Raw genomic sequence first — 23,936 nt, forward strand, 5'->3', positions numbered from 1 at the left:
CGAAAACAGGGACGTTTTCGTTAAGCGGCCATGGATGGTGCAAAGCGTCCCGAAGCCGTATCTACACATAAGTCCACTGCAAGTGATTGACAACAATGAAGGGCAATCTTAAAGGCCATTTAACCAATACCCACTCAGCTAAACACGACTCAGCAATCATAAAAAATGCTACACTTTCATTCAAAAACTTTTTACATCAGAATGCGTAAACCTGACAGACCTTTCACACACTCATACGCTTCAAGGCATTCAAGTGTCCTCCGGTAATCCTCCCTATCAGAGTTATAGTCCAAAACTAGGGGCGTTAAATTGATGCCCTTTTGTTAACTTATATGGTCGTCGATAACAAAAAGGCCAGCCTCGACGGCTGACCTTAATATTGAATTTATAATTGAATTTATAATTGGGTTAAATCGCCCAGCCACCCATGTAAAAGGCGACTAAACCAAGGGTGATTAAGATAACCCCAAGTCGCAGTTTACGCCATTCGCCGCTGCATATGCGGCCAATAACCAAGGTAACAAAACCAAGCATAATCCCAGTAACGATATTACAGCTTAAAATGATAAATACCGCGCAGGTTAGGCCCGCCATTGCGTCCACTTTATCATCAAAATTAAGCTTGGTGACGTTACTTAGCATTAGTAATCCAACATACATTAGCGCTGGAGCTGTCGCATAAGCAGGTACTAAAAAGCTTAACGGCGCTAAGAACATCATTATCAAAAATAGTAAGCCGACGATGGTCGCGGTCAGGCCGGTTTTGCCACCTGCTGCGGTTCCTGCTGCGGATTCAATATACACCGCTGCTGGTGCGCCGCCGACCACGCCTGCAAAAATACTGCTGACTGAGTCTGATGTCAGTGCTTTTCCACCACCAACAATATTGTCTTTATCATCGAGAAGTTCCGCTTGCCCTGCAACCGCTCTAATTGTGCCGGTTGCATCGAAGATAGCGGTCATCACTAATGCCAACACAATGGGCAGTACGACTGGGTTCAGTGCGCCCATAATATCGAGCTGGCCAATTAGCGACGTTTCAGACATCAAGTCAGGTAAAGCAAATAGGCCTTGATAAGTCACGCTAGGATCAAATATTAACCCAAAAATTGATAATCCGACGATGACCAGCAATATGCCACCTGGTGTGCCTCGGCGCTCAAGCCCTATCGTCATTGCAAGACCAACAATTGTAGCGATAACCGGTAAGCTGTTAATATCACCAAGCTTTACGGGTAAACCGGCATCGTTTGATACAATCAATTTTACGCTATTGGTGGCAATAAGGAGTAAAAACAAACCAATACCAATACCCGTACCGTGAGCAATACCGGTTGGCAGGTTAGTGAGTACCCATTGACGAATGCCTGTGACACTCACAAGTGTAAACACGATACCCATTAGGAAAATAGCGCCAAGGGTGACAGGAATCGATATTCCCTGGCCTAGCACCATACTAAATGCAGTAAATGCGGTGAGTGAAATTGCACAACCAATGGCCATTGGCAAATTAGCCCATAGCCCCATGAGCAACGAACCAAACGCGGCAATTAAACAGGTAGCGATAAACACTGCCGCAGGGTCAAACCCAGCAGTGCCCAACATGTTTGGCACTACAATTACCGAATAAACCATAGCCAAAAACGTTGTTAAGCCAGCAATGACTTCACGTTTTAAGGTACTTCCTCGGGCAGAAATATTGAAATAGCGATCCAAAAATGAATCAGAAACAGCAGTGTTAGAGAGAGTCTGTTCAGACTTCATAGTGATGATACCTTTTGATCTCTTAAATGATGAGTTAACCAATGGTCATTCATTGGCGACACGGCTATGGCAGGTAGAGCCCCAAACGAGAAATACTTGGGTGAGAGATCCACTTGGCGCATATAGCGTTAGTGACCTGCGAATATTGTGATAAACAAATTTGTTATACACATGTCTGGTAAAATTTACGCTTACCAACACAGCCTTTGTCGGCGCGGAGTTTACAACAATCAACAATGGGGAAATAGGAAGCGGCTAACATTTTTTGCTATATGGGTAAAAAACGCACCCCAAAAACAGATTGCTCGTATATCTCACCATAAAAGTCACTCGCTGTTGTAATCACTGCCTTTGAGTATTCAACTCTTATAACGGATTACCGCCCTTGGTATAGCAATTTAATACCATTGTTTAAGGATAATTGTGTTTGCTGTGAGTAGGTCGATTAACTGGCGCTAGTTCAAGATCTACTTTGGTCATTTTAAGCTGTTATTGCGGGGGAGTCAGTGGCGAAGTCGTATTGGTGAAGTAGCAGTGAAATGTTATGAGTAAGCTCGGTAGAGGACATTTTCGAATGCTCAATTCATCGCAAATCTGGCAATAAGTATGTTGGTTATGACGAGGGAAAGTATTGCCGCGCAGATAGTGCCCTAGCATTTTGGGTGACTTAGTTTGCACTTGATGGTGCTTTAACAAAAAGGGCTTTGGACGCGTTATTAGTCCAAAGCCCTAAATTAAATGCTAACGCGTTATGCTGAATTGGATGGCGCTTAAATCGCGACAGTCACTTTATTGAGCCATGCTAACTCGTCACCTTGCATTAATGGCGCTAAGGTTTGACGTACTTTTTGTTGATATTGATTAAACCAATTCACTTCAAAGTCGGTTAGCAATGATTTGTCGATTAAGCGTGCATCCATTGGAATATGGGTTAATACATCAAACTCATACATTTCACGCTCTGCACCTGCCAACGCTTGGCAATGTTGCACTGTGACGAGGTTTTCGATGCGAATACCAAAACCATCGGCGCGGTAATAACCAGGCTCATTCGACAATACCATGCCTGGCAGTAATGCCACGCCATTGACGTTTTTACCAATGCGTTGCGGGCCTTCGTGAACACTTAGAAAGTGACCTACACCATGGCCCGTGCCGTGGTCATAATCAAAACCATGCTGCCATAAATATTGGCGAGCAAATGCATCGAGTTGCACACCAGAGGTGCCTTTAGGGAAGCGGGCTGTATCAAGGGCTATGTGGCCTTTTAATACCAGCGTGACCATTTTTCTCTGCTCGTCTGTCACCTTGCCAATGGCGATGGTGCGGGTGACGTCGGTGGTGCCGTCTATGTACTGAGCGCCAGAATCGACCAAGTAAATACTGTCCATGGTCATGGTGCTTGGGGTGCCATTATTATGGTTGTAATGGCACATAGCGGCATTGGCTCCAGTGGCTGAAATAGTGTCAAAGCTTGGCTCGCGATACAGCGAGTCTTGCAATCTAAAGCTCTCTAATTTGTCAGCAAGTTGTGCTTCATCGTGCATAATGTTTTGTTCAACTTGGCTGTCTAACCAGGCTAAAAAGCGGCTCACCGCAACACCATCACGAATATGACATGCTCGCATACCAGCTAATTCGGCGTTATTTTTTTGTGCTTTAGGTAATGCAACCGGGTCGGTACCCACAATCAGTTTAGCACCGCCTTTTTGGGCCAGTAATTGCGAATAGGCGTTGGCAGAATGAGGGTCGGCCAATAGCTTAACGCCATTCATTTGCGCTAATACGGTTGCCAGTTCTGCTTCATCTTTAAAGTTCACCCCAGCACCTACGTGCTGTTCAATATTTTGCGGCACTTTAGCTAAATCGGTAAAAAATGTCATATCGCCATTGGTCGATAATAATCCGCAGCCAAGTATGACGGGGAAGCGTGGAACGTCATTACCACGGATATTCAGTAACCAACAACATGAATCTAATGCGGCAATAAGGGCAACATCGGCGCCTTGCTTGTTAACCAGCTGACCAATTTGTTGACGTTTGTCGACGCTATTACGTCCTGCACCTTGGTGGCTAAATAAAGTCATGGTGGATGCTGACGGTGCAGGGCGGTCTAACCAACTCACATCAATCGGGTTGCTATCTACTTCAACTAAATTGATTTGGGCTTTATCAAATTGCGCTTTGGTTTGTTGATACCAAGCAAGGGTATGTAAGCGACTGTCGATGCCGACGTTAGCGCCTGCAGCTAATGTATCGATTAACCAGTCAATTTGCGGGTCGTCATACAGGCTTAAATATTCAAATAAGTTACCGTCTACTTGTTGGCGTACTTGCACTGTGTAACGGCCGTCGGTAAATATTGCTGCGCGGTCTTTTAACACGATTGCCATGCCAGCAGAACCGGTAAAGCCAGTGGCCCAATGTAAACGCTCGTTACGAGCAGGGACATACTCACCTAAATATTCGTCAGCGCGAGGAATGATGAATGCATCTATTTGGTTTACTTCAAGCTGTTGGCGAATGGCGTTAAGACGCGTAGCAATAATATTGGACATGGTTTCTCCGTTGGAGGCGACTGATGAACTCAGCTCTGTAGAATGAACTGCGATTATCGCAAGCGTGACGGCAAACTGGCAAGTGAAGTCGCTGACATAATGTGGAGCAGACTGATTAAAATTGTAAACTTATATTGTATACAATGGTAACAAAGCGATACAGACGGTATCCTTGTCGGTATTGATTATCTTGTATATTTGAACAAGGTAAGACGATTTGATTTCCACAGACTCTAAATAAATAACAATAAAAATAACCAAAGGAAAACCTATGACAATCGGTGTCGGCGGCGTTAGCCCGCAACAAGCATTAGCCACACTCACTAATATGACTCACGGTGTAGCAGCGATAAGTGATGATGAATTTAATCAACGAATTCAACATGCACAACGATTGATGGCGCAACATGGTTTAGAAGCAATCTATGTGAATGCTGGTACTAATTTGTACTATTTTACGGGTACTCGTTGGTTTTCTAGCGAGCGTATGGTGGGTGCTATTATCCCCGCTGTGGGTGAGGTTCAGTATATTGCTCCTGCATTTGAACTCGACACGTTACAGGGTTATATGACCATAAAAGGTCAAGTAAATACGTGGCATGAAGATGAAAGCCCATATCAGTTATTTGCCGACGTGCTGGATAACATCGGCTTGAGCCAAGCAAAAATCGGTATTGATGAGTCAACCGCCTTTTTTATTAGCGATGGCATTGCCCAAGCGGCTCCACAGCATCGATTTGTAAGTGCGACAACAGTAACGGCAGGGTGTCGGATGATTAAGTCGGTTGCCGAAATTGCCTTAATGCAACGTGCTAAAGACATGACTCTTGAAGTGCATAAAGCCACCGCCAGTATCTTACGTGAGGGCATCACCACTGCAGAAGTGGAAGACTTTATTAACCAAGCTCACTATGTTGTGGGCGCAGCCAAAGGTTCGTATTTTTGCATCGTGCTATTTGGTGAAGATACAGCTTATCCGCATGGGGTTAAATCACCTAAAGCGCTTGAGAAAAATGACACGGTATTGATTGATACAGGTTGCCAATTACAAGGCTATAACTCTGATATTACTCGCACTTATGTATTTGGTGAGCCTAATGATCGTCAGCGTCAATTATGGCAACTTGAACAGGATGCACAAATTGCTGCGTTTGATGCTGCTACCTTAGGCAACCTGTGTAGTGATGTGGATGCAGCTGCTCGTGCCGTGTTAGAAGCCGCAGGCTTTGGTCCAGATTACAACGTGCCAGGTTTACCTCATCGTACTGGTCATGGTATCGGTTTAGATATTCATGAATGGCCGTATTTGGTGCGTAATGATGTTACACCACTGGCGGTTGGTATGTGTTTTAGCAACGAGCCAATGTTATGTGTACCTGGGGAGTTTGGGATCCGTCATGAAGACCATTTTTACATGACAGCGCAAGGGCCTAAATGGTTTACAGCGCCAGCGAAGTCGATTGATGATCCGTTTTATCTAGCATGATAATTGTTTAATTATCACTGACAAATATAGTCAGCTTAACGTCGTGGCGCTTCGCCCACACCCGACCAAGAAGGGAAACACTGCTTTCCCCTCTTGGATCACCCCAGCAGCTCCGACAAAGTGTTGATCCTCATAGCATAACAAAAATCGCCTAACGGCTCAGATGGTACATCTGATGTGAATGGACTGACGAATGTCGTGATGACATGGATGTCACTGAACGACCATGTACCCCTGAGTCTGTGTCATATCTGCAAGACAGGAGTCTACATGCCTTGAAACACATGGATGTGCTATAAAGGCCATGATGTCACTACGGCATTTTTATCACGCTATTTCGGACACTTCGGACGGAGAATCCTTGAAGCTGCAGATTTATGAGTTTTTATTAAGTTGTTTTCGGGGAACTGGAGGATTAAGAAAAATTAGCTAAGTGGTATGAGTCAAGCAATAGCAAAAAGCCTCCGCTATGGAGGCTTTGGATTTTTGGTGTAGTTCTTAGTGTGAAAACTATGTCATCTATTATTTAATTTTTAGTTAATTTCAAATAACTCAACATCAAAAATCAGTACTGAGCCACCTTCAATTTTACCTGTTGAGCGATTGCCGTAAGCCAATTGGCTTGGAATATAAAAACGGAATTTATCGCCAATATTCATGAGTTGTACACCTTCGGTCCAACCGGCTATCACTTGATTTAAACCAAAGCTGATTGTTTCGCCGCGATCAACTGAGCTGTCGAATACGCTACCGTCAATGAGTGTGCCGTGGTAATGCACGGTAACTTTGCTTTTTGCGCTAGGGTGTTCGGTATTCTCACTTTTAACTAGCACTTCATATTGTAAGCCAGATAAGGTTTGGATTACGCCTTCGCGTTTGGCATTTTCAGCTAAAAAAATCTTACCTTTCTCAATGTTTTCTTTGGCGGCTTTAGAATTGTTAGATTGAGTGAAAAAATAAAAAATAACGCCCGCAATGACCAGCACGGCCAAAATCATACGCATAATTGATCTCGAATTGTTGGGTAGATAGTGTGGCTAGTTTAGCGTAAAAATTGCTGAGCTAATACTCATCAACACGATTGAAGCGACAATTGAACCAACAGCTTAACGGTATGCGTCTAATAACGGATGCCACAGCTGATAACATAATAAGCTGACTCCAACTGAGTTGAGTATGATGCAACACCACAATATCCGTTTAAAAGACGATTTTTGGGTTTTATGACGTAAGTGATACTGGCCGAGTAGCGCTGCTGGCCAGCCGCCAATTAAAGAAAAAAATTGTAAGGTGCTTTCTTTTATGCGCCATTGCCCCTGTTTAGCGGCAGATTTATCACGATAATACAAACTATAAGTGACCAGATTAATTAGGCCATATACCCCAGCTAACCAGGGCTGAATAGTGGCAAAAATAGCGCCAATGAGCAGCAACATCAACCAAGCAAACTTATTCATTTTAGTGCCTGCTCTGTGAGATTAATTTTATCATATTGATTTCGTCATACTGATGAGACCAATCAGCATTGCACACAATGGTAGTTGCATAGATTCTTCTTTTAAATGTATATGTTTCATTAGCTTGTGCGGGAGACTAACACACGCCAAAGCTTTTCTAATGGGCCTTGATTGAATTTTCGTAAATAGACATCCGCTAACAACAGTTGAAATACACTGTAGATAATCGCAATTGAGACGTAACCTATCCTGTTTAGTGAGTACAGCCAGTCTGGTGCGATATAACGTAACAGTAAAATACCGACTATTGACTGGAGAATGTACAAACTAAACGCCATCCGCCCGACGTTTTGCAGTAGCTTCAGTCTATGTGGCGTATTTTGGCAGAATTTAACAATAATGTGGATGTAAATCAAAGCCGTCGCAATAGCGCTGAACCACAATAAAAGATCTGACATCGACTCCAACATCTGATTGCCACTTAGACTTAATATCGAGTCTAATGATGCTAATGTGATGGCCCAAAATACACATTGCCACAGGGTTTTATTATCCAATCCATCAACAAAGATATTGCGTTTATATAACGCCATCCCTAAAAGCATTAAGCCGGTGATATACCACATTAACGTTAATGGAATAACCGCCAGCATGTACGCAAACATGGTTAGGTGCAGGGTCAGTTGTTGTTGGTAGCTGCCTGTCCAAGCAGCAAGTTGCTCGATGAAGAAAGCTGAATCTCGTGAATAAACTTGATCGTCTGGCATGAGCGAAATAAGTGCGATGGGTATAAATGATAAAAAGATAAACCATTTAGCTTTACGGATTAGTTCATCGCCACTGAGGCTAATGTAGCGAAAAGCTAATAATCCACTGACACCATAAGACAATAATATATCGCCAGGAAAGATGAAAATAGCGTGTATTACGCCAAAGGCAATTAACCAATACAGACGGCTTTTTATGCGCTTATTCTGCTGAGTAGTGGTGGCTGTCTCCATTCTCATTTGCTGGCGTTGGTATTGGATTAGCATTCCCACCCCAAAAATCATCGCAAATAGGCTAAAGAAACGACCTTCTAAAAAGAAATTGCTAAAAATGAGTAGGATAATGTCGCTGGTGGGTTGAACCTCATGAGGAGCGTAACCGAAAAAACTATTGCCCATAAAATAGATATTAAGGAAGAAAATACCTAATACGCCAAGCCCTCTGATAGCGTCAAGATTAGCCAAACGAGCTTGTTGGACCGGAGCGCTATGCTCATCCATGTAGGTTGCAGTGTTAATCGCTTAATTCCTTTTACTTTTAGCTGTTTATAAACCCTCTTTATTCATTAAAGAGGCGCTGTTAGAGATTACCAGCCAAATACGGTAATGCAACTAGATAATACGTTTAGGTGAGGCAAGATGATGATAAAAAAACAAGCGTTCAGTATTAATACCGAACGCTTGGTTTGTGAAGTATGCAGTTTGGTTTATTTGGTTGTTTGCACTTCAAGGAACGGGATAGTACCAGTAGGTAGCATGGTTGTTGGTAAGCGCCCATCCCAACGTTCCGCTTTAGTCAATTCAACTAAATTTTGATTTTGCGCTAGCGCTTCAGCACGAATTTTAATGGCTGATGCTTCTGCATTACCTTTAATACGGATACTTTCAGCTTCGGCAATTGCTCGTGCCAATTGTGAGTCCGCTTCCGCTTGTGCTTGAGTGACAGCAATTTGGGCACTAACACGCTCTTTTTCAAGATTCTGTAATTGGGTTTGTACTTCTACTTCTGCACGCATTCTGTCTTCTACTGATTTCTCGTATGCGTTGCTAAAGTCGATATTTTCAATCTGTACCGAATTAATGGTCACCGGGCCTTTAATTGATTTAGTTATGGCGTCAGTCACATCAATACCAAACTTGATACGTTCTTGGACCGCAGAAATAGCAGTGTACTTACCAAAAATATTCTCAATTTGGGTTGGCACTTGGCGGTCGAGTAAGCGTGACACCATTAAGTCGATACTTTTGAAATTAGCATATACTTCTTCAACACGATCTGGCGGTATGCTAAATGTGACTGATGCGCGTAAGGTGGCAGGTTGTTGATCGCGGCTATACGCCTGTAAACCTTGGTAGTTTGCGGTATGAGTTTGGGTTGATATTTTAACCACGGTATCCATCAGTGGAATTTTAAATCCAAGACCGGGTTCTGCAGTATCGATAATTTTACCGTTACGCAGCAATACCCCACGTTCACCCTGATCAATGGTATACCAGCTGCCATATAAACTGATCAGCATTAGCAGTAAAACTGCGACTGGAATGATTTTACCGAGATGATTTGTGTTAGCTTGCGCCAGACCATTTTTTAACATTATGCTTCCCTAGCAAAAGTGAATAAAGGTGATTAAATTACTTAGTTATTTTTGAGGTTTCTCTGAAATCCATAGCTTAATATGCCCTTGGACCACCACAACACCGTTAGTGTCATAGGCTTTTACGTCGACTAACATATCACCCACTTGCCATTGTTCTGGTTTTACCTCTGCCACACATAAAATGTCGCTGCCCGCTTTGGCGGTGTAATCAACGCTCATGCCTTTAGGGATCCAGCGTAAATGAGCCGGGATTGATGCTTCTGCCATCGTACCCATGGCCATTTCCAGACCATTACAAATGGCAATCACATGCACGGTTCCAATATGATTTTGGACTTTCTTGCGCTTTTTGATTAAACATTCGCAGCGGTTAACGCGTAAATCACTTATGTAAGGGTGTACTGTGCCAAAATAGGGCGCCATTCGAGACACCATTTTAGAAAAAATCTGTTTACCAAATGGATAAGCAGTGACTTTCTTATATAGTGACATGACTTTATTGGGTTTAGTTGGGATCATAAATGAACTCTAATCGTTATCTGGTCGGACGAGATTAACATTGTTGTAACCTGCGGAAAAGCCCCGTTGAATATTTTCCATCGCTCATTGCAAAGGGCACAGGTATAATTTACGTGATTAGACACATTAAGGATGAATTTTGAAAACTGACTCACTGTTATTGAATTATTTCAAAGGTATGGCCATGGGCGCTGCAGATGTTGTGCCGGGCGTGTCGGGTGGCACTATTGCGTTTATTACCGGTATTTTAGACCCATTATTGGATGGCATTCGCAAAATAAACTGGTCGTTAGTGGGCATTATCAAACAAAAAGGCATTAAAGCCGCCTTTTTACACATTAACGGTCCTTTTCTCGTGTGTGTATTTGGTGGGATCCTCACCAGTATTTTTACCTTAGCTAAATTGATTTCTTGGCTATTGGTCACTCACCCCATTCCTGTGTGGTCGTTCTTTTTTGGATTAATTTTATTTTCAGTGGTTCATATGCTTAAGCAAGTGAACAAATTCACTGCTATGCGGATTGCCATGTTCATTGTCGGTGTCGCCTTTGCGTGGGCTATTACAGTGTTACATCCTATTGAAATGCAGGTGAGTTACCTTAATTTCTTCTTTTGTGGTGCTATTGCTATTTGCGCCATGATATTACCTGGGATTTCAGGCAGCTTTATTTTGTTGCTTTTAGGGATGTATCCAGCGGTATTAGCGGCAGCTAAAGGCTTTGATATTGTTTATTTAGCCTGTTTTGCGATTGGTGCTGTGGTTGGATTATTAAGTTTTAGTCATGTGTTATCGGCCTTGTTACGTAAATTCCATGACACGACGTTATTATTTTTAACGGGATTAATGCTCGGGACGCTAGGTAAAATTTGGCCATGGAAACAAGTGATCAGTTGGCGCGAGAATTCTAAGGGTGAATTAGTGCCTTTGGTTGAGCAAAATTTATCTCCGTTTCAGTTTGAGCAAATCACTGGCGAATCATCACAAATTATCATTGCCATAGTGTGTCTGCTGGTGGGGATTGGTTTGGTGTGGGGATTAGAACGCGTCGGCAACAAAGCGAATAGTTAATCCTGTTGAAGCTTAATCTGGGCCGTTCAGGTGGAAGACAAGTAAAAGATGAATAATGAAGCAGAACTTAGGTTCTGTTTTTTTGTGTGCGTTATTTGACTAATATGTAGGCTCATATTGCAAAAACGATAAATAACCCTATAAATAATGAACTTAATGGGTGTTTTATTCGTATTTTTGCTTAATAGTATGTGTAGTTAGCATGACATCTTTTTTTATCCCACTTTGGGAATATTACAGTTGCCACAGGAGTGCATAATATGCCAAATATCGATACATTTGTGCCAGAAAAAATCCAAATTGGGATCAGCAGTTGCTTGTTGGGTAACCAAGTCCGCTTTGATGGCGGACACAAAAACTCTTATTACTGTAGACAAGAAATAGAACCATTTTTTGAATACACCACTGTTTGCCCTGAAATGGCGATTGGCATGGGCGCACCACGCAAAAGTATCCGTCAAATACGAGATGGCGATGTAGTGCATATTCGCAGTGCTGATGGAACGCTCGATGTGACAGACAAGCTTAATGAATACTCCCAAGCCAAAGTGGAAGAGCTTGATTACCTTGGCGGTTATATTTTATGTGCCAAATCACCAACCTGTGGCATGGAAAGGGTTACCGAGTACAAAATTGGTACCAATCATGGCACTAAAACCGGCATCGGTGTTTTTGCAAAAAAATTAATGGAACGCTACCCACTTTTGCCAGTTGAAGAAGAAGGCCGTTTACATGATTTGCCACTAAGAGAAAACTTTTTCACCCGTGTATTTGCTTATAACGATTGGAAGCAAATGACTAAATCGGGTCTCACTAAACATAAGCTAATGCAGTTCCATTCGCGTTATAAGTATCTATTAATGGCCCACAGCCCGCAGTGGTATCGCGATTTAGGGCCTATATTGGCCGATATTCAAGATGTTGAGCAAACTGCGCAACAATATTTTGAAGGCTTTATGACGGCACTTAAAATTATTGCCACCCGTAAAAATCACACCAGTACTTTGCAGCATATTCAAGGCTATTTTAAGAAGCAGTTAACCGCTGAACAAAAAGAAGAGTTGAGTGAGTCAATTTTAAAATATCGCCAAGGGTTGTTGCCTTTGCTGGTGCCAATCACCTTGATTAACCATTATGTGCGTGAGTTTCATACCCCGTATATTCAAGAGCAGGTGTATTTAAATCCACATCCAGAAGCGCTTAAGCTTCGTTATGCTTATTAGGTCGATTGTGAATGACTTCTATGAATAGTTTAATGTGGTTTAGGCAAGATTTACGGGTGGCAGATAATCCGGCTTTAGTGGCTGCGTGTGAGTTTGCTGCCAGTAATCATAGTCATGTTCGAGCTGTGTATTTTGTCACACCAGCACAATGGGCGCAGCATGATGTTGCACCGATACAAATTGATTTTATCCAGCGACATGTCAATTTGTTAGCGCAGGCATTGGCGGTGTTAGGTATTCATCTAGATGTGTTGCACGCACAAGACTTTGATGAAGTACAAACCCTGTTAGCCGCTTATATCGCACAACATGATATAGCAACTGTGTATGCTGCCAATGAACCTGAAATAAATGAACGTCGTCGAGACCGCGCTTTAATCGATAACGGTGTGCCATTAACGTTAATCGACCAAGATTGTGTATTGGCACCAGGGCAAGTGAAAAACTTGGCTGGTGATATGTACAAAGTCTTTAGCCCTTTTGCTAAAAAGTGGAAAAGCATTGCCGGCCAGCGCGCGATTGTTCCGGTCGCGGTGCCTGCGCCAATCGCTGCAGTACTGGCAACTCCCAGTGAAGTGGTATTTAACTGCGATAAAATGTCTAGTGAGCAATGGTCTGCTGGAGAAGGCGCTGCAAAGCGAATACTCGATCAATTTCTAGCAAACCAAGTTGCAGATTATCAAGCCGAAAGGGATTTTCCTGCCCTTGAAGGAACCAGTCGGTTATCGCCATTTTTAGCTATTGGGGTCATTAGTTCCCGTCAATGTGTCGCAGCCATATTAGGGCGTTATCCCCAAGCTTTAGTCGATGACACTTGCCCTGCAAAAACGTGGTTAAATGAATTAATTTGGCGTGAGTTTTATCGCCATTTACTGGTGGCATTTCCACGCCTATCCATGAACCATAACTTTAATGAGTTAGGCGACGGCATTGTGTGGCGCAATAATCTTGCTGAGTTTACCGCTTGGTGTAATGGTCAAACAGGCTATCCAATTATTGATGCTGCTATGCGCCAATTAAATCAAACCGGTTGGATGCATAATCGATTACGCATGGTGGTAGCCAGCTTTTTAACTAAACACCTATTGGTTGATTGGCGTTGGGGCGAGCGATATTTTAGGCAAAAACTAATTGATGGTGACTTAGCCGCCAATAATGGTGGTTGGCAATGGTCAGCCGGAACAGGCTGCGATGCGCAACCTTATTTTCGCGTATTTAACCCAATGACCCAAAGTAGCAAGTTCGACCCTGATGCCAGTTTCATAAAGCGTTATGTTCCCGAATTGTCTACTTGGTCTTTGGCCGATATTCATCAACCCAAAACCATCAATGTTAATGACTTATTTGCACAACGCCAGGATGACCGATACCCACAACCTATTGTCGAACACAAGATGGCACGCTTGCGGGCGATAGAAGTACTAAGTGCGCTAAAGCGTGGTTAATTGTTTCGATCAACATTTAACGCAGTTAGCAAGACAAAGGGCTGTTTGAGAGCCGTTTGTTATCTTGAACTCAGGTTACTGAGTCCATTTTAGTTCGAGAAATCAGCAACAACACAATTAAGCCGCTATTATCCCTTATGATAATAGCGGCTTTTTTTGCGTTAGATCACACTATGAGCTTGGCTGGTGAGTGGATTGATGAGTATTGATTGAAGCACATCAATTAACAGCATAGAATGGCCATATTAAAGATTTATATAGTATACATGTTTAAATCTTGTTGATGTTAATCCACTAAGTGAGTGCACTGCTTATGCTGAATATTGATGATCCTGCTGAAATTGATAACACTCCTGCAATATGGCGTTTGGGTTTTAGACCGTTTTTTTTAGGTGGAGCAAGTGTCGCAGCGTTATACATCCCGTTGTGGTTAATGGGCTGGTTTACTCCGCAATATAGCTTATTTAATAGTGAATTTTGGGCCAACGTTGTGCCGCTATGGTGGCATCCTCACGAAATGTTATTTGGTTTCGCTATGGCTATTGTGTGCGGTTTTTTACTCACAGCAGTGCAAGCGTGGACCAATCAACCCACTATTACGGGGCGCGCGTTAATGGTCACCTTTGGTTGTTGGCTCATTGCCCGCTTAATGTTGCTATTACCAATGAACATTCCTTTGATATTACCTGCAATATTTGACAGCTTATTTTTAGGGTTAAGTGCGTTGGCATTGTGGCGCTGTATTTATCCGGTTAAACAATGGCGCAATATAGGTTTTCCTATCATGCTGGTGGTCGCATTGTTGGTTAATTTAGCCAGTTATTACGCCTTGTCCGAACGTAACTTTTCGTTGTCGACCCAATTATGGCAAGGAATGATTTGGTGGCTTGCCATGGTTATTACCATTGTTGGCGGTCGAGTTATCCCATTTTTTACCGCAATGAAAATTCAACAACCCAAGCCTGATCCCATTAATGTGTTAGAAAATACATTATTATTAGCAATGGGTTTACTGTTTATTCAAGCAATAAGTCATTGGTTTCCAAAGGGGATTGAACAAGCACTGCTTGCAGTAGCAGGCATATTGCATTTAGTCCGTTTTGCTCGTTGGCAAGCACATAAAACCCTAAAAGAGCCGATGCTGTGGTCATTGCATATTTCGTATCTATCGTTGCCAATCACATTGTTATTGATGGCAATCAACATTGATAACGAATATGCCTATCGTACCTTATTGCATTTATTTGCTATTGGCGGCATAGCATCATTATGTTTATCAATGATTTCACGCGTTTCACTTGGGCATACTAGTCGCAATATCTATCAAGGCCCTAATATGACGTGGGCATTTTTATGTTTGCCTCTCGCCGCTATTTTACGTGCAGGAATGCCTTTGTTGATGCCTGAATACACCCAAATTTGGTTATGGGCCGCAGGAGCATGTTGGTTTATCGGTTTTGGTTTATTTGTGTGGTTTTACGCGCCGATTTTACTGCGTCCACGTCTTGATGGCCGTCCTGGATAACGTGAGCTAAATTGATGACGCAAGTTAACGAAACAGTTAACTATACTAAACAGTTCAAAAGTAGTGCTACAGACTTATCGAACAATGTAGCGCTGTAAATTAAGAGATTGGAGAAAGGTTAGCAATATGATGGATCTACTTATCGATGTAATAATGAAAGCGACTCGGCCAATGCGAAGCAAGGTAGGGTTAAGCATTATTATTAGCGCAATGGCATTGCTGAGCCTAACGTCTTGGTCGCTTAAAAGTGCTGAAGTGGATCCTAATCAACTTAAGTTTCCACAACAATATGACTCTTGGCAAGCAACAGAAGAACAAGTCGAACGAGACGATATACTGGCGCAATATCCTGCCAATATCATTTTATGGGCGGGTTCGTCATTTGCCAAAGAATACCATAGCCCTCGAGGGCATCAGTTTGCTGTTGCTGACGTGACGCATACCTTGCGTACTGGTGTTGCAATAGCTGAAGGCGACAAAGGTTTATCTGCCAGTTGCTGGACCTGTAAAACACCTGATGCCCCTAGATTGATCAAAGAAATGGGTATGCAAGGTTTTTCAGGTGCCAATTTTGTCGATTTAGGCCGTGAAATCAAATCCGTTGTTTACTGCAGTGATTGTCATGTTGATGGCAGTGCTAAACTCGCATTACCACGCCCTCATGCGCAAAATGCGATGGAAAAAATTAAACTGCCTTTTGATAAGCAAGACCGCAGCATGCAAGGCGCTCAGGTTTGTGGTCAATGTCATGTGAGTTATTATTTCCAGCCTGAAAATAATAACAAAGTTAATATTCCATGGATTTTTGGCAGCACTGCTGATGAAATTGAAAAATATTACGACACTCGTCGCTTTTACGAATGGATCCACCCCATTTCTAAAACCCCAATATTAAAAGCGCGTCATCCAGAGTTTGAGCATTGGAGCCGTTCGGCTCATGCTAAGCAAGGTGTGACCTGTATAACTTGTCATATGCCGCCTGCGACCGATGAAAAAGGCGCTACATTTACTGACCATAAGGTGGGTGACGCATTAGACAATTTTGATCGTAGTTGTGCAAATTGTCATAGCAGTAAAGCGGCCATCACCAAAAAGCTTGATAAAACCAAAGCTAATATTGATGCTAAATCACGAAATGTAGAGTCATTGCTGATTAAAGCACATTACGAAGCCAAAGCGGCTTGGGATGCCGGAGCCACATGGCCGCAAATGAATGATGCGATTATGGCTATTCGTCATTCACAATGGCGCTGGGATTTTGCCACCGCATCGCATGGTATGTACGCTCATAATCCTAAAGAAGGGATTGAGTTACTGGATAAATCAACTGAACAGGTTACGTATGCCCGTGAAGCATTAGCCCGCATATTGAGTCAAATGTCTGTTACCGAAGTTGAGTATCCAGATTACAGTACCAAACAAAAAGCCCATGCCGCTATTGGATTTATTGAAGCTGATGCCATTAAAGCCAAACAAGCTTTTATTAAACAAGAAGTTGATAAGTACTGGCAGCCGGTAGCCAAAAAGGGTTACTAGAGAACAGTTTCAATTTATAAACGTTATTAACGCCTAAGCCATGCTTAGGCGTGTTACTTTGTGATTCGTTTAAAGGGTGATCTACTTCCTGCGCTATCTCGTATGGATATCAAGTTAGTTTTTATTTACTGCACGGCCATGAAATACTTTTATCTTATTGTCATATAAGGCATTGTTATATCTGGTTACGTGTATTCTTTCTTGGTCGTGTAATAGGAGTCCGTTAATGCAAGGTGCACAGTCGACAGTTGATACTCAATCCGAATCATTAAATGCTGACCGCTCTGCGTCCGTTAATGGTCATCCGGTTATTGTTGATGACTTTATTAATATGTATCAACAGCTTAATAAAGATAATCTATTCTTACTACGTCAAGTTTATCGGGATGATATTTGCTTTCGAGATCCCATGCATCATGTAGAGGGAATCGAAGCATTAACCGATTATTTTGCCAACATGTATCAAAATGTCACCCACATTGAATTTGATATTAAAGAAGTGGTGATCAGTGCTGATAAGCAACAAGCTGCATTGTATTGGACTATGAGCTATTCACACCCTAAATTAAGTAAGGGACAGCTGATTAATGTTGAAGGCATGTCACAACTTAAATTCTCTGATAAGATTTTTTCTCACCGTGATTATTTTGATCTGGGCCAAATGCTGTACGAGCAAGTGCCGTTTTTAGGTGGATTAATTGGCTTACTCAAAAATAGGGTGACTAAGTAATGGCAATGGTTTCTGCGGATACAACAGCGGTTTTGATAACCGGTGCAAGTTCTGGTATTGGTTTAGCTTTAGCGGAGCATTATCTGGCTAAAGGCGTGGCCGTTATAGCCTGTGGTCGAAATGCCCAAGCCTTACAAGCCATAACTGGTGCCACTCCGCTTGAATTTGATATTACCGATAGTTCTCAGGTACAAGCCGCCGCCGCCAAACTTAAGCAGCTGTTACACGATAATCACTGGCAGTTGCAGCAGGTTATTCTTAATGCTGGCAGCTGTGAATACATTGACGATGCATTGCATTTCGACTCAGCGTTATTTGCCAGAGTCATCAATACTAATGTGGTTGCCATGGGTTACTGCCTTGAGCATTTTTTACCTTTATTGAGCCGTGGTGCACAGCTGGGATTAATGAGTTCAAGTGCCACTTATTTACCGTTTCCGCGTGCCGAAGCTTATGGCTCATCAAAAGCGGCTATTGGTTATTTAGGCCGTAGTTTACGAGTTGACCTTGCTCAGCATGGTATTGGGGTGAGCGTTATTTGTCCGGGCTTTGTTAAAACCCCGTTAACCGCCAAAAACGACTTTGCTATGCCAATGCAAATCACCGCTAAGCAAGCGGCTGAGGCTATTTATAATGGTATGCAGCGTCAACGCCGTGAAATCCATTTCCCAGCTAAATTTACTTGGTTACTTAAATTAGCCTCTTTATTGCCAGAAAAATTACTAGTATTTTTGCTGGCACCTAAATAGTAAACCCAAGTCAATTCACCACAAGAACAAGTATTAGCGTCAAGGATTAACTAAATGAAAAATATTGCTGTAATTGGTAGTGGGATTTCGGGGTTAACGTGTGCCCACCTATTAAGCCGTGAACACACGGTAACCGTGTTTGAGGCTAATGATTATATTGGTGGCCATACAGCGACCATTGATGTGGAAGTAGCAGGGCAGCAATACGCAATTGACTCTGGTTTTATTGTGTTTAATGACCGGACTTATCCGCTATTTGAAACATTAATGGCACAACTTAATATTAAGTCTTTACCGACTGAAATGAGTTTTAGTGTGAATAATGCACTCACTGGGCTTGAATATAATGGTCATAATTTGTGGAGCTTATTTGCCCAACGTCGTAATTTGTTACGCCCAAGTTTTTACCGGTTTTTAGGTGAAATTGTTCGTTTCAACAATGGTTGTAAAGTTATTTATGAGGCCGACAATTACCCAACGTCTTCACTCGGTGAGTATCTTGATCAACAAGGTTTCTCAGCCTTTTTCTGTGAGCATTACATTTTGCCTATGGGCGCGGCGATTTGGTCTGCCAGTATTGATGATATGCGCGGCTTTTCATTGCGATTCTTTATTCGTTTTTTCCAGCATCATGGTTTATTAAATATTAATGATCGCCCGCAATGGTATGTACTTGAAGGTGGATCGCGCAGTTATATCCCAGCCTTAACCGCACCGTTTAAAGAACGTATCCAGCTTAATTCTCCAGTGAGTGGTATCAAACGTAGCGATGATGGTGTGTATGTTCAAGTTGCTAACGGTGAATGGCAGCACTTTGACGATGTAGTGTTGAGTTGCCATAGCGATCAAGCGTTAGCTATGTTAACCGATGCCACTCAAGATGAGATAGACGTGTTAGGCGCAATGGAATATCAGAATAATGAAGTGGTGCTGCACACAGATATTAATTTATTGCCTAAGCGTAAAGCGGCATGGGCAAGTTGGAACTATCGTTTAGATGGTGTTAATCAGCAAGATATTGCTCAGCGTCCGGCTAGCGTGACGTATAATATGAATATTTTGCAGTGTTTACCGAGTAGTGCACCTACATTTTGTGTCACCCTAAATCAAACTGCATCGATTGATGAAAGTAAAATTTTGCGAAAGTTTAATTATGCTCACCCAGTATTTAATGATGCCAGCATGAAGTCGCAAGCGAAAAAATCACTCATTAATGGTAAAAATAATACCTATTTTGCTGGTGCTTACTGGCATAATGGATTTCATGAAGACGGCGTTCGTAGCGCAGTTGAAGTATGCGATCTGTTTGGGATTAGTCTATGAATCAAACCACATCGATAATGGAACATGATCAATTAAACAGTGGCATTTATTGCGGCAAGATAAACCATCGCCGTCATACGCCTAAGTTGCACAGTTTTGGTTATAACATTGCGATGATGGCAATTGATTTAGATGAACTGCCGGCAGTAACGGCAGTCAGTAGATTGTTTTCCACAGACAAGTTTACCCCGCTTAAATTTATCCCTGGCGATTACCTGAATTCCCTAAAGCAACAATTTGGTGAGCAACTCGTGCTGAGCTCGGCGAGCAAGGGGGATGATGCCGGCGCATTAAAGCAACGCGTGTTGGCAACCATTAAGCATTTAGGTGCCACACAAACATGCGATAAAGTGATATTTTCTGGGCAGATACGCCATTTTGGTTTTTATTTTAGTCCGGTCAATTTTTACTTTTGTTATCATCAAAATGACATGGTTTATATGCTTGCCGAGGTCAGTAATACCCCTTGGAATGAACGCCATTGTTATCTGGTTGATATTGCGAATACCGCTCAAACAGACAAAGTCTTTCATGTGTCTCCGTTTATGAATTTAGACATGCATTACTTGTGGCGTATTACGCCTCCGGCCAAAAACTTGAAAGTGACCATTGAAAATCGAAATGCCAATAACGATAAATTATTTGATGCCGGTTTAGTGTTAAAACGCCAATCGATAAATTCGCGATCTATGCGCCGATTTATGCTGAATTATCCCTTGATGACTAGCAAAATTATGCTGGGTATTTATTGGCAGGCAATGAAGCTATTTATTAAACGAATCCCTTTTGTAGGCAAGCAAACGATTAAAGCTAACTAATTTTACAAAATGTAAACCAAATAGATGCTTATCACGTATTACTCTTTAATTACGCCAATAAAGCGAACGAATTAGACAGTGTATGAACTGGAGAGATGACATGGAAAATACGGCGGCAGAAAGCAGCATGACTCAAGCGAGTTTGTCTGACAGCCTAGCAAGGAAAATTCTTCTTCGTGCATTAGCACATCTTGCAGAAGGTCACTTAACCATTGTCGATGGTAATCAAACATCAGAGTTTGGCGATCCTAAAAGCGAAGTTCACGCAACTATGCAAGTTCAGCATGCGAACTTTTATCGTCAAGTGGTATTTGGTGGTTCAATTGGGGCTGGCGAAGCTTATATTCAAGGCCATTGGTGTAGCCCTGACTTAACCAAAGTGGTGCAGGTTTTTGCCCAAAATTTAGCATTACTAGACAACATAGAACGTTATTTTTCATGGTTGAGCAACGGCGTTAATCGCATTAAGCATATATTTAATCGTAATTCTGAAATGGGTTCAAAACGCAATATTCTGGCTCATTACGACTTAGGTAATGACATGTATAAGGAGTTTCTTGACCCAGAAATGATGTATTCAAGTGCACTTTATCCGGCAGATGACAGTAGCTTGAATGAAGCGCAATTACATAAATTGCACACCATTTGCGAGCGCTTAGAGTTAACCCCAGGTCAAACCTTGCTTGAAGTAGGAACTGGTTGGGGTGCGTTGGCCATTTATGCTGCAAAACATTATGGCGTACATGTGACCACTACTACCATTTCTGATGCCCAGTTCGATTATGCACAGGCGCGAGTAAAGCAAGAAGGGCTTGAAGACAGGATTACCTTACTAAAACAAGATTATCGTTTACTGACAGGCGAATATGATCGCGTGGTTTCAATTGAAATGATCGAAGCTGTGGGACACGAATATTTAGCGGGATTTTTTGAAAAACTACAGCATCTGCTTAAGCCAAGCGGTCGCATGCTCATTCAAGCTATTACTATTGCCGATCAACGTTACGACAGTTATCGCAAGAGTGTCGACTTTATTCAGCGTTATATTTTTCCCGGTGGTTGTTTACCGTCGGTGAGTGAAATGACCAAACATATTGCCAAGAAAACCGACATGGTAACCTGGTCTATCGACGATATGGGCAAAGACTATGCGCGTACCCTAAAACACTGGCATGAAAATTTTGATGCTGCCTACGATAAAATAAAAGCCTTAAATTACGGCGATGACTTTATCCGTATGTGGAAGTTTTATTTGAGCTACTGCGAAGGTGGGTTTTTAGAGCGCACTACTAGCACGGTTCACCTTGTTGCCGTTCGACCGCAATACCGCCCACTATAATATAGTTCTACAGCCCAATAGCCATTATATTCCCCGGTAATACGTTGCCGGGACGTCTCATCCTGTTAGTGTGAGGTGTTATGTCTTCTTACGGTATTCCTCCAAAATTATATATTTTAATCAATGCTTTGTGCTTTCAATTGGTGTGGTGGGCAGGCGTATTAGCTCATAACCAACTTATCTTACTGTCTATTTTATTGCTCATTGGCCATTTTTTGTTATCAACATCAGTTCGTCATGATGCACTGGTAATGTGTGTCTGTGGTGTGATTGGCATCGCGGTTGACAGTCTATTGGTGTGGTTTGGCGTATTTGAGTTCGCCAATATTCCTTACTGGTTGGGATTATTGTGGTTCTACTTTGCGCTTTGTTTGGATTACAGCTTAGCTTTTTTTAGAAAGTTTCCTATTTGGTTACAAGCCTTATTTGGTGGTGTATTTGGCTGTTTAAGTTATCTCGCAGGAGCTAAATTTAACGCAGTAATGTTGCCCTTAGGCGAGATGTGGAGCGCGTTTATACTGGCATTGATCTGGAGTTGCTTATTTCCCGTATTGCTAGCTGTTAGCTCTCGAATCACAACGGTGGATCTTGCTTTGGAGAATCGTAGATGAAAACTTTACATAATGGCGTCAAGTCGCAACCACACATTAAGCTACATCAATCATCACATTGGTTGGTCGAACTACTGTTCGGTGTGGTGGGCGCATTAGTGTTAACGTTGATTGTTGCGGTGAGCATTAACGATGCGTCTGCAAATGATATCAACGATAAGGGCGAAAAAAGTGATATAAGCGACAAGAACGATATAAGCGATAAGGGCGGTAAGAACGATATAAGCGATATAAGCGATAAGAGCGATATAAGCGGTAAGATCGATAAGAACGATATAAGCGATGCGACATTGATTCAAGTTGGCACTGCTGATATGAGTCTGTTATGGCTTGATATTTATAGTGCGAAACTATTCTCTATTGACGGTAAATACCAAGCTAATCGCTTTCCAATGATTCTCGACATTCAATACCACCGCGATATCGATGCTATTGATTTGGTTGATGCCACTATTGAACAATGGCAGCACTTAGGTTTTACCGAAGCCAATATTGAATTGTACAGGCAGCAGTTAGTTAATGCCTGGCCAGATGTTAAACAGGGCGACAGGCTGACCTTTAAGGTTAACACTCCTGAAGATGCGGCATTTTTACTCAACGACACCCCTTATTATCAAGTCAGTAACGCCCAATTCCCAGAGGCGTTTCTCGACATTTGGTTGTCTGAGAAAACCAGCCGTCCTGAGTTACGTAACCAACTGATTGGAGTTAACTAATGCACGCGATTTTATTATTCATCCGTAAGCAGCGACATTTTTCCGCCCGAACGCTAACTCAAGGGTTAACTCAACAATTAACTAAGCAATTAGCGCGAAAGCTGGCTCAAATCAGCTTATATGTTGCACTAGCATTAGGCGTTATGTCATGTTCATCAGCATCGATTGAAGATTATCAACAAACGACTCCAACGTTAGATTTAGCCACGTTTTTTGATGGTAAATTAACGGCCGCTGGAGTAGTACAAGATTTTTCAGGCAAGGTGACCCGCAAATTTACCGTCACCATGGAAGCGCACTGGGTTGATTCGCCTGAAGGTAAGCAGGGTGTGATAAACGAATGGTTTATTTACGATGATGGCGAAAAGCAAACCCGAGTGTGGAACATTACTGATAAAGGAAATGGGCTCTATGAGGGAACCGCCAATGATATATTAGGCATTGCTCAAGGTGAGTCTCGCGGTAGTGCATTGCGATGGCGTTATGACATGATATTGCCAGTTGATGGTAGTGAATATGAAGTCCATTTTGATGACTGGATGTTTCTGGTCGATGAGCAAACCATTATCAATAAAAGCGATATTATTAAATTTGGTATCACAGTCGCCCAAGTCACCTTGGTGATTTCTAAACAGCCTGACTAAGTGGTATCGCTAAGTCATTGAATAGTTAAATCGACTAAGCATAAAAGCTGAGCCCTGAA

At 42.3% G+C, this 23,936-nt stretch carries 21 protein-coding genes; 14 read left to right on the forward strand and 7 right to left on the reverse strand.

What is annotated here, in order from left to right:
- Positions 1–408 precede the first annotated feature (408 nt).
- Entirely contained in the window at positions 409–1,764 is a 1,356-nt protein-coding gene (locus AAEY98_RS13255) for an NCS2 family permease (protein WP_351017480.1), read from the reverse strand.
- A 770-nt stretch (positions 1,765–2,534) separates the two neighbouring features.
- On the reverse strand, positions 2,535–4,322 hold the full coding sequence (locus AAEY98_RS13260) for an aminopeptidase P family protein (protein WP_351017483.1): 1,788 nt from the start codon (positions 4,320–4,322) through the stop codon (positions 2,535–2,537).
- A 271-nt stretch (positions 4,323–4,593) separates the two neighbouring features.
- On the opposite strand from AAEY98_RS13260, the gene AAEY98_RS13265 reads away from it, so the two are divergent.
- Complete coding sequence (locus AAEY98_RS13265) at positions 4,594–5,808, forward strand: M24 family metallopeptidase (RefSeq protein ID WP_351017486.1); 1,215 nt, start codon at positions 4,594–4,596, stop codon at positions 5,806–5,808.
- Positions 5,809–6,341: 533 nt separating this feature from the next.
- On the opposite strand, the gene bamJ is transcribed toward AAEY98_RS13265, so the two are convergent.
- From bamJ to AAEY98_RS13290, 5 genes are all read right to left on the reverse strand, one after another.
- A complete protein-coding gene (gene bamJ, locus AAEY98_RS13270) occupies positions 6,342–6,812 on the reverse strand; it encodes a BamJ family beta-barrel-assembly machinery protein (RefSeq protein WP_351017489.1) in 471 nt (156 codons plus the stop codon).
- A 102-nt stretch (positions 6,813–6,914) separates the two neighbouring features.
- Positions 6,915–7,265 carry a DUF1294 domain-containing protein gene (locus AAEY98_RS13275; protein WP_192114359.1) on the reverse strand — a complete coding sequence of 117 codons (351 nt, stop codon included), beginning with the start codon at positions 7,263–7,265 and terminating at the stop codon, positions 6,915–6,917.
- 119 nt (positions 7,266–7,384) lie between these two features.
- Positions 7,385–8,533 (reverse strand): DUF418 domain-containing protein, encoded by a 1,149-nt coding sequence (locus tag AAEY98_RS13280; protein WP_351017492.1) that lies wholly within the window; start codon positions 8,531–8,533, stop codon positions 7,385–7,387.
- 206 nt (positions 8,534–8,739) lie between these two features.
- Positions 8,740–9,627 carry a prohibitin family protein gene (locus AAEY98_RS13285; RefSeq protein ID WP_101088779.1) on the reverse strand — a complete coding sequence of 296 codons (888 nt, stop codon included), beginning with the start codon at positions 9,625–9,627 and terminating at the stop codon, positions 8,740–8,742.
- Positions 9,628–9,672: 45 nt separating this feature from the next.
- On the reverse strand, positions 9,673–10,149 hold the full coding sequence (locus tag AAEY98_RS13290; protein WP_101088780.1) for a hotdog fold domain-containing protein: 477 nt from the start codon (positions 10,147–10,149) through the stop codon (positions 9,673–9,675).
- 139 nt (positions 10,150–10,288) lie between these two features.
- On the opposite strand from AAEY98_RS13290, the gene AAEY98_RS13295 reads away from it, so the two are divergent.
- The 13 genes from AAEY98_RS13295 to AAEY98_RS13355 all read left to right on the forward strand — a co-directional run bounded on the left by AAEY98_RS13295 (position 10,289) and on the right by AAEY98_RS13355 (position 23,877).
- On the forward strand, positions 10,289–11,218 hold the full coding sequence (locus tag AAEY98_RS13295; protein ID WP_502959465.1) for a polyprenyl-phosphate transporter: 930 nt from the start codon (positions 10,289–10,291) through the stop codon (positions 11,216–11,218).
- A gap of 260 nt (positions 11,219–11,478) precedes the next feature.
- Positions 11,479–12,441, forward strand: coding sequence for a YbgA family protein (locus AAEY98_RS13300; protein WP_502959646.1), 963 nt, complete (start codon positions 11,479–11,481; stop codon positions 12,439–12,441).
- 11 nt (positions 12,442–12,452) lie between these two features.
- A complete protein-coding gene (gene phrB / locus AAEY98_RS13305) occupies positions 12,453–13,886 on the forward strand; it encodes a deoxyribodipyrimidine photo-lyase (RefSeq protein WP_351017495.1) in 1,434 nt (477 codons plus the stop codon).
- 313 nt (positions 13,887–14,199) lie between these two features.
- On the forward strand, positions 14,200–15,411 hold the full coding sequence (locus AAEY98_RS13310; protein WP_192114362.1) for an NnrS family protein: 1,212 nt from the start codon (positions 14,200–14,202) through the stop codon (positions 15,409–15,411).
- A gap of 126 nt (positions 15,412–15,537) precedes the next feature.
- On the forward strand, positions 15,538–16,947 hold the full coding sequence (locus AAEY98_RS13315) for an ammonia-forming cytochrome c nitrite reductase subunit c552 (protein WP_502959647.1): 1,410 nt from the start codon (positions 15,538–15,540) through the stop codon (positions 16,945–16,947).
- 331 nt (positions 16,948–17,278) lie between these two features.
- A complete protein-coding gene (locus tag AAEY98_RS13320) occupies positions 17,279–17,677 on the forward strand; it encodes a nuclear transport factor 2 family protein (RefSeq protein WP_049763600.1) in 399 nt (132 codons plus the stop codon).
- The gene (locus tag AAEY98_RS13325) at positions 17,677–18,426 is read left to right on the forward strand and encodes an SDR family NAD(P)-dependent oxidoreductase (protein WP_351017498.1); all 750 of its coding nucleotides are present in this window, start codon (positions 17,677–17,679) and stop codon (positions 18,424–18,426) included. The genes AAEY98_RS13320 and AAEY98_RS13325 overlap by 1 nt, the downstream gene beginning before the upstream one ends.
- Before the next feature lie 54 nt (positions 18,427–18,480).
- Entirely contained in the window at positions 18,481–19,749 is a 1,269-nt protein-coding gene (locus tag AAEY98_RS13330; RefSeq protein ID WP_351017501.1) for an NAD(P)/FAD-dependent oxidoreductase, read from the forward strand.
- Positions 19,746–20,567, forward strand: a complete 822-nt coding sequence (locus tag AAEY98_RS13335) for a DUF1365 domain-containing protein (RefSeq protein ID WP_351017503.1) — start codon at positions 19,746–19,748, stop codon at positions 20,565–20,567. The genes AAEY98_RS13330 and AAEY98_RS13335 overlap by 4 nt, the downstream gene beginning before the upstream one ends.
- A gap of 100 nt (positions 20,568–20,667) precedes the next feature.
- The gene (locus AAEY98_RS13340; RefSeq protein ID WP_351017550.1) at positions 20,668–21,906 is read left to right on the forward strand and encodes a class I SAM-dependent methyltransferase; all 1,239 of its coding nucleotides are present in this window, start codon (positions 20,668–20,670) and stop codon (positions 21,904–21,906) included.
- Positions 21,907–21,986: 80 nt separating this feature from the next.
- Positions 21,987–22,517, forward strand: coding sequence for a DUF2878 domain-containing protein (locus AAEY98_RS13345; protein WP_351017506.1), 531 nt, complete (start codon positions 21,987–21,989; stop codon positions 22,515–22,517).
- A complete protein-coding gene (locus AAEY98_RS13350; RefSeq protein WP_351017509.1) occupies positions 22,514–23,233 on the forward strand; it encodes a chalcone isomerase family protein in 720 nt (239 codons plus the stop codon). Before AAEY98_RS13345 ends, AAEY98_RS13350 begins: the two co-directional genes overlap by 4 nt.
- Before the next feature lie 143 nt (positions 23,234–23,376).
- Positions 23,377–23,877 carry a DUF3833 domain-containing protein gene (locus tag AAEY98_RS13355; protein ID WP_254439938.1) on the forward strand — a complete coding sequence of 167 codons (501 nt, stop codon included), beginning with the start codon at positions 23,377–23,379 and terminating at the stop codon, positions 23,875–23,877.
- Positions 23,878–23,936 lie beyond the last annotated feature (59 nt).

It is taken from the genome of Shewanella sp. AC91-MNA-CIBAN-0169 (assembly GCF_040310165.1).
Classification (GTDB): Bacteria; Pseudomonadota; Gammaproteobacteria; order Enterobacterales; family Shewanellaceae; genus Shewanella.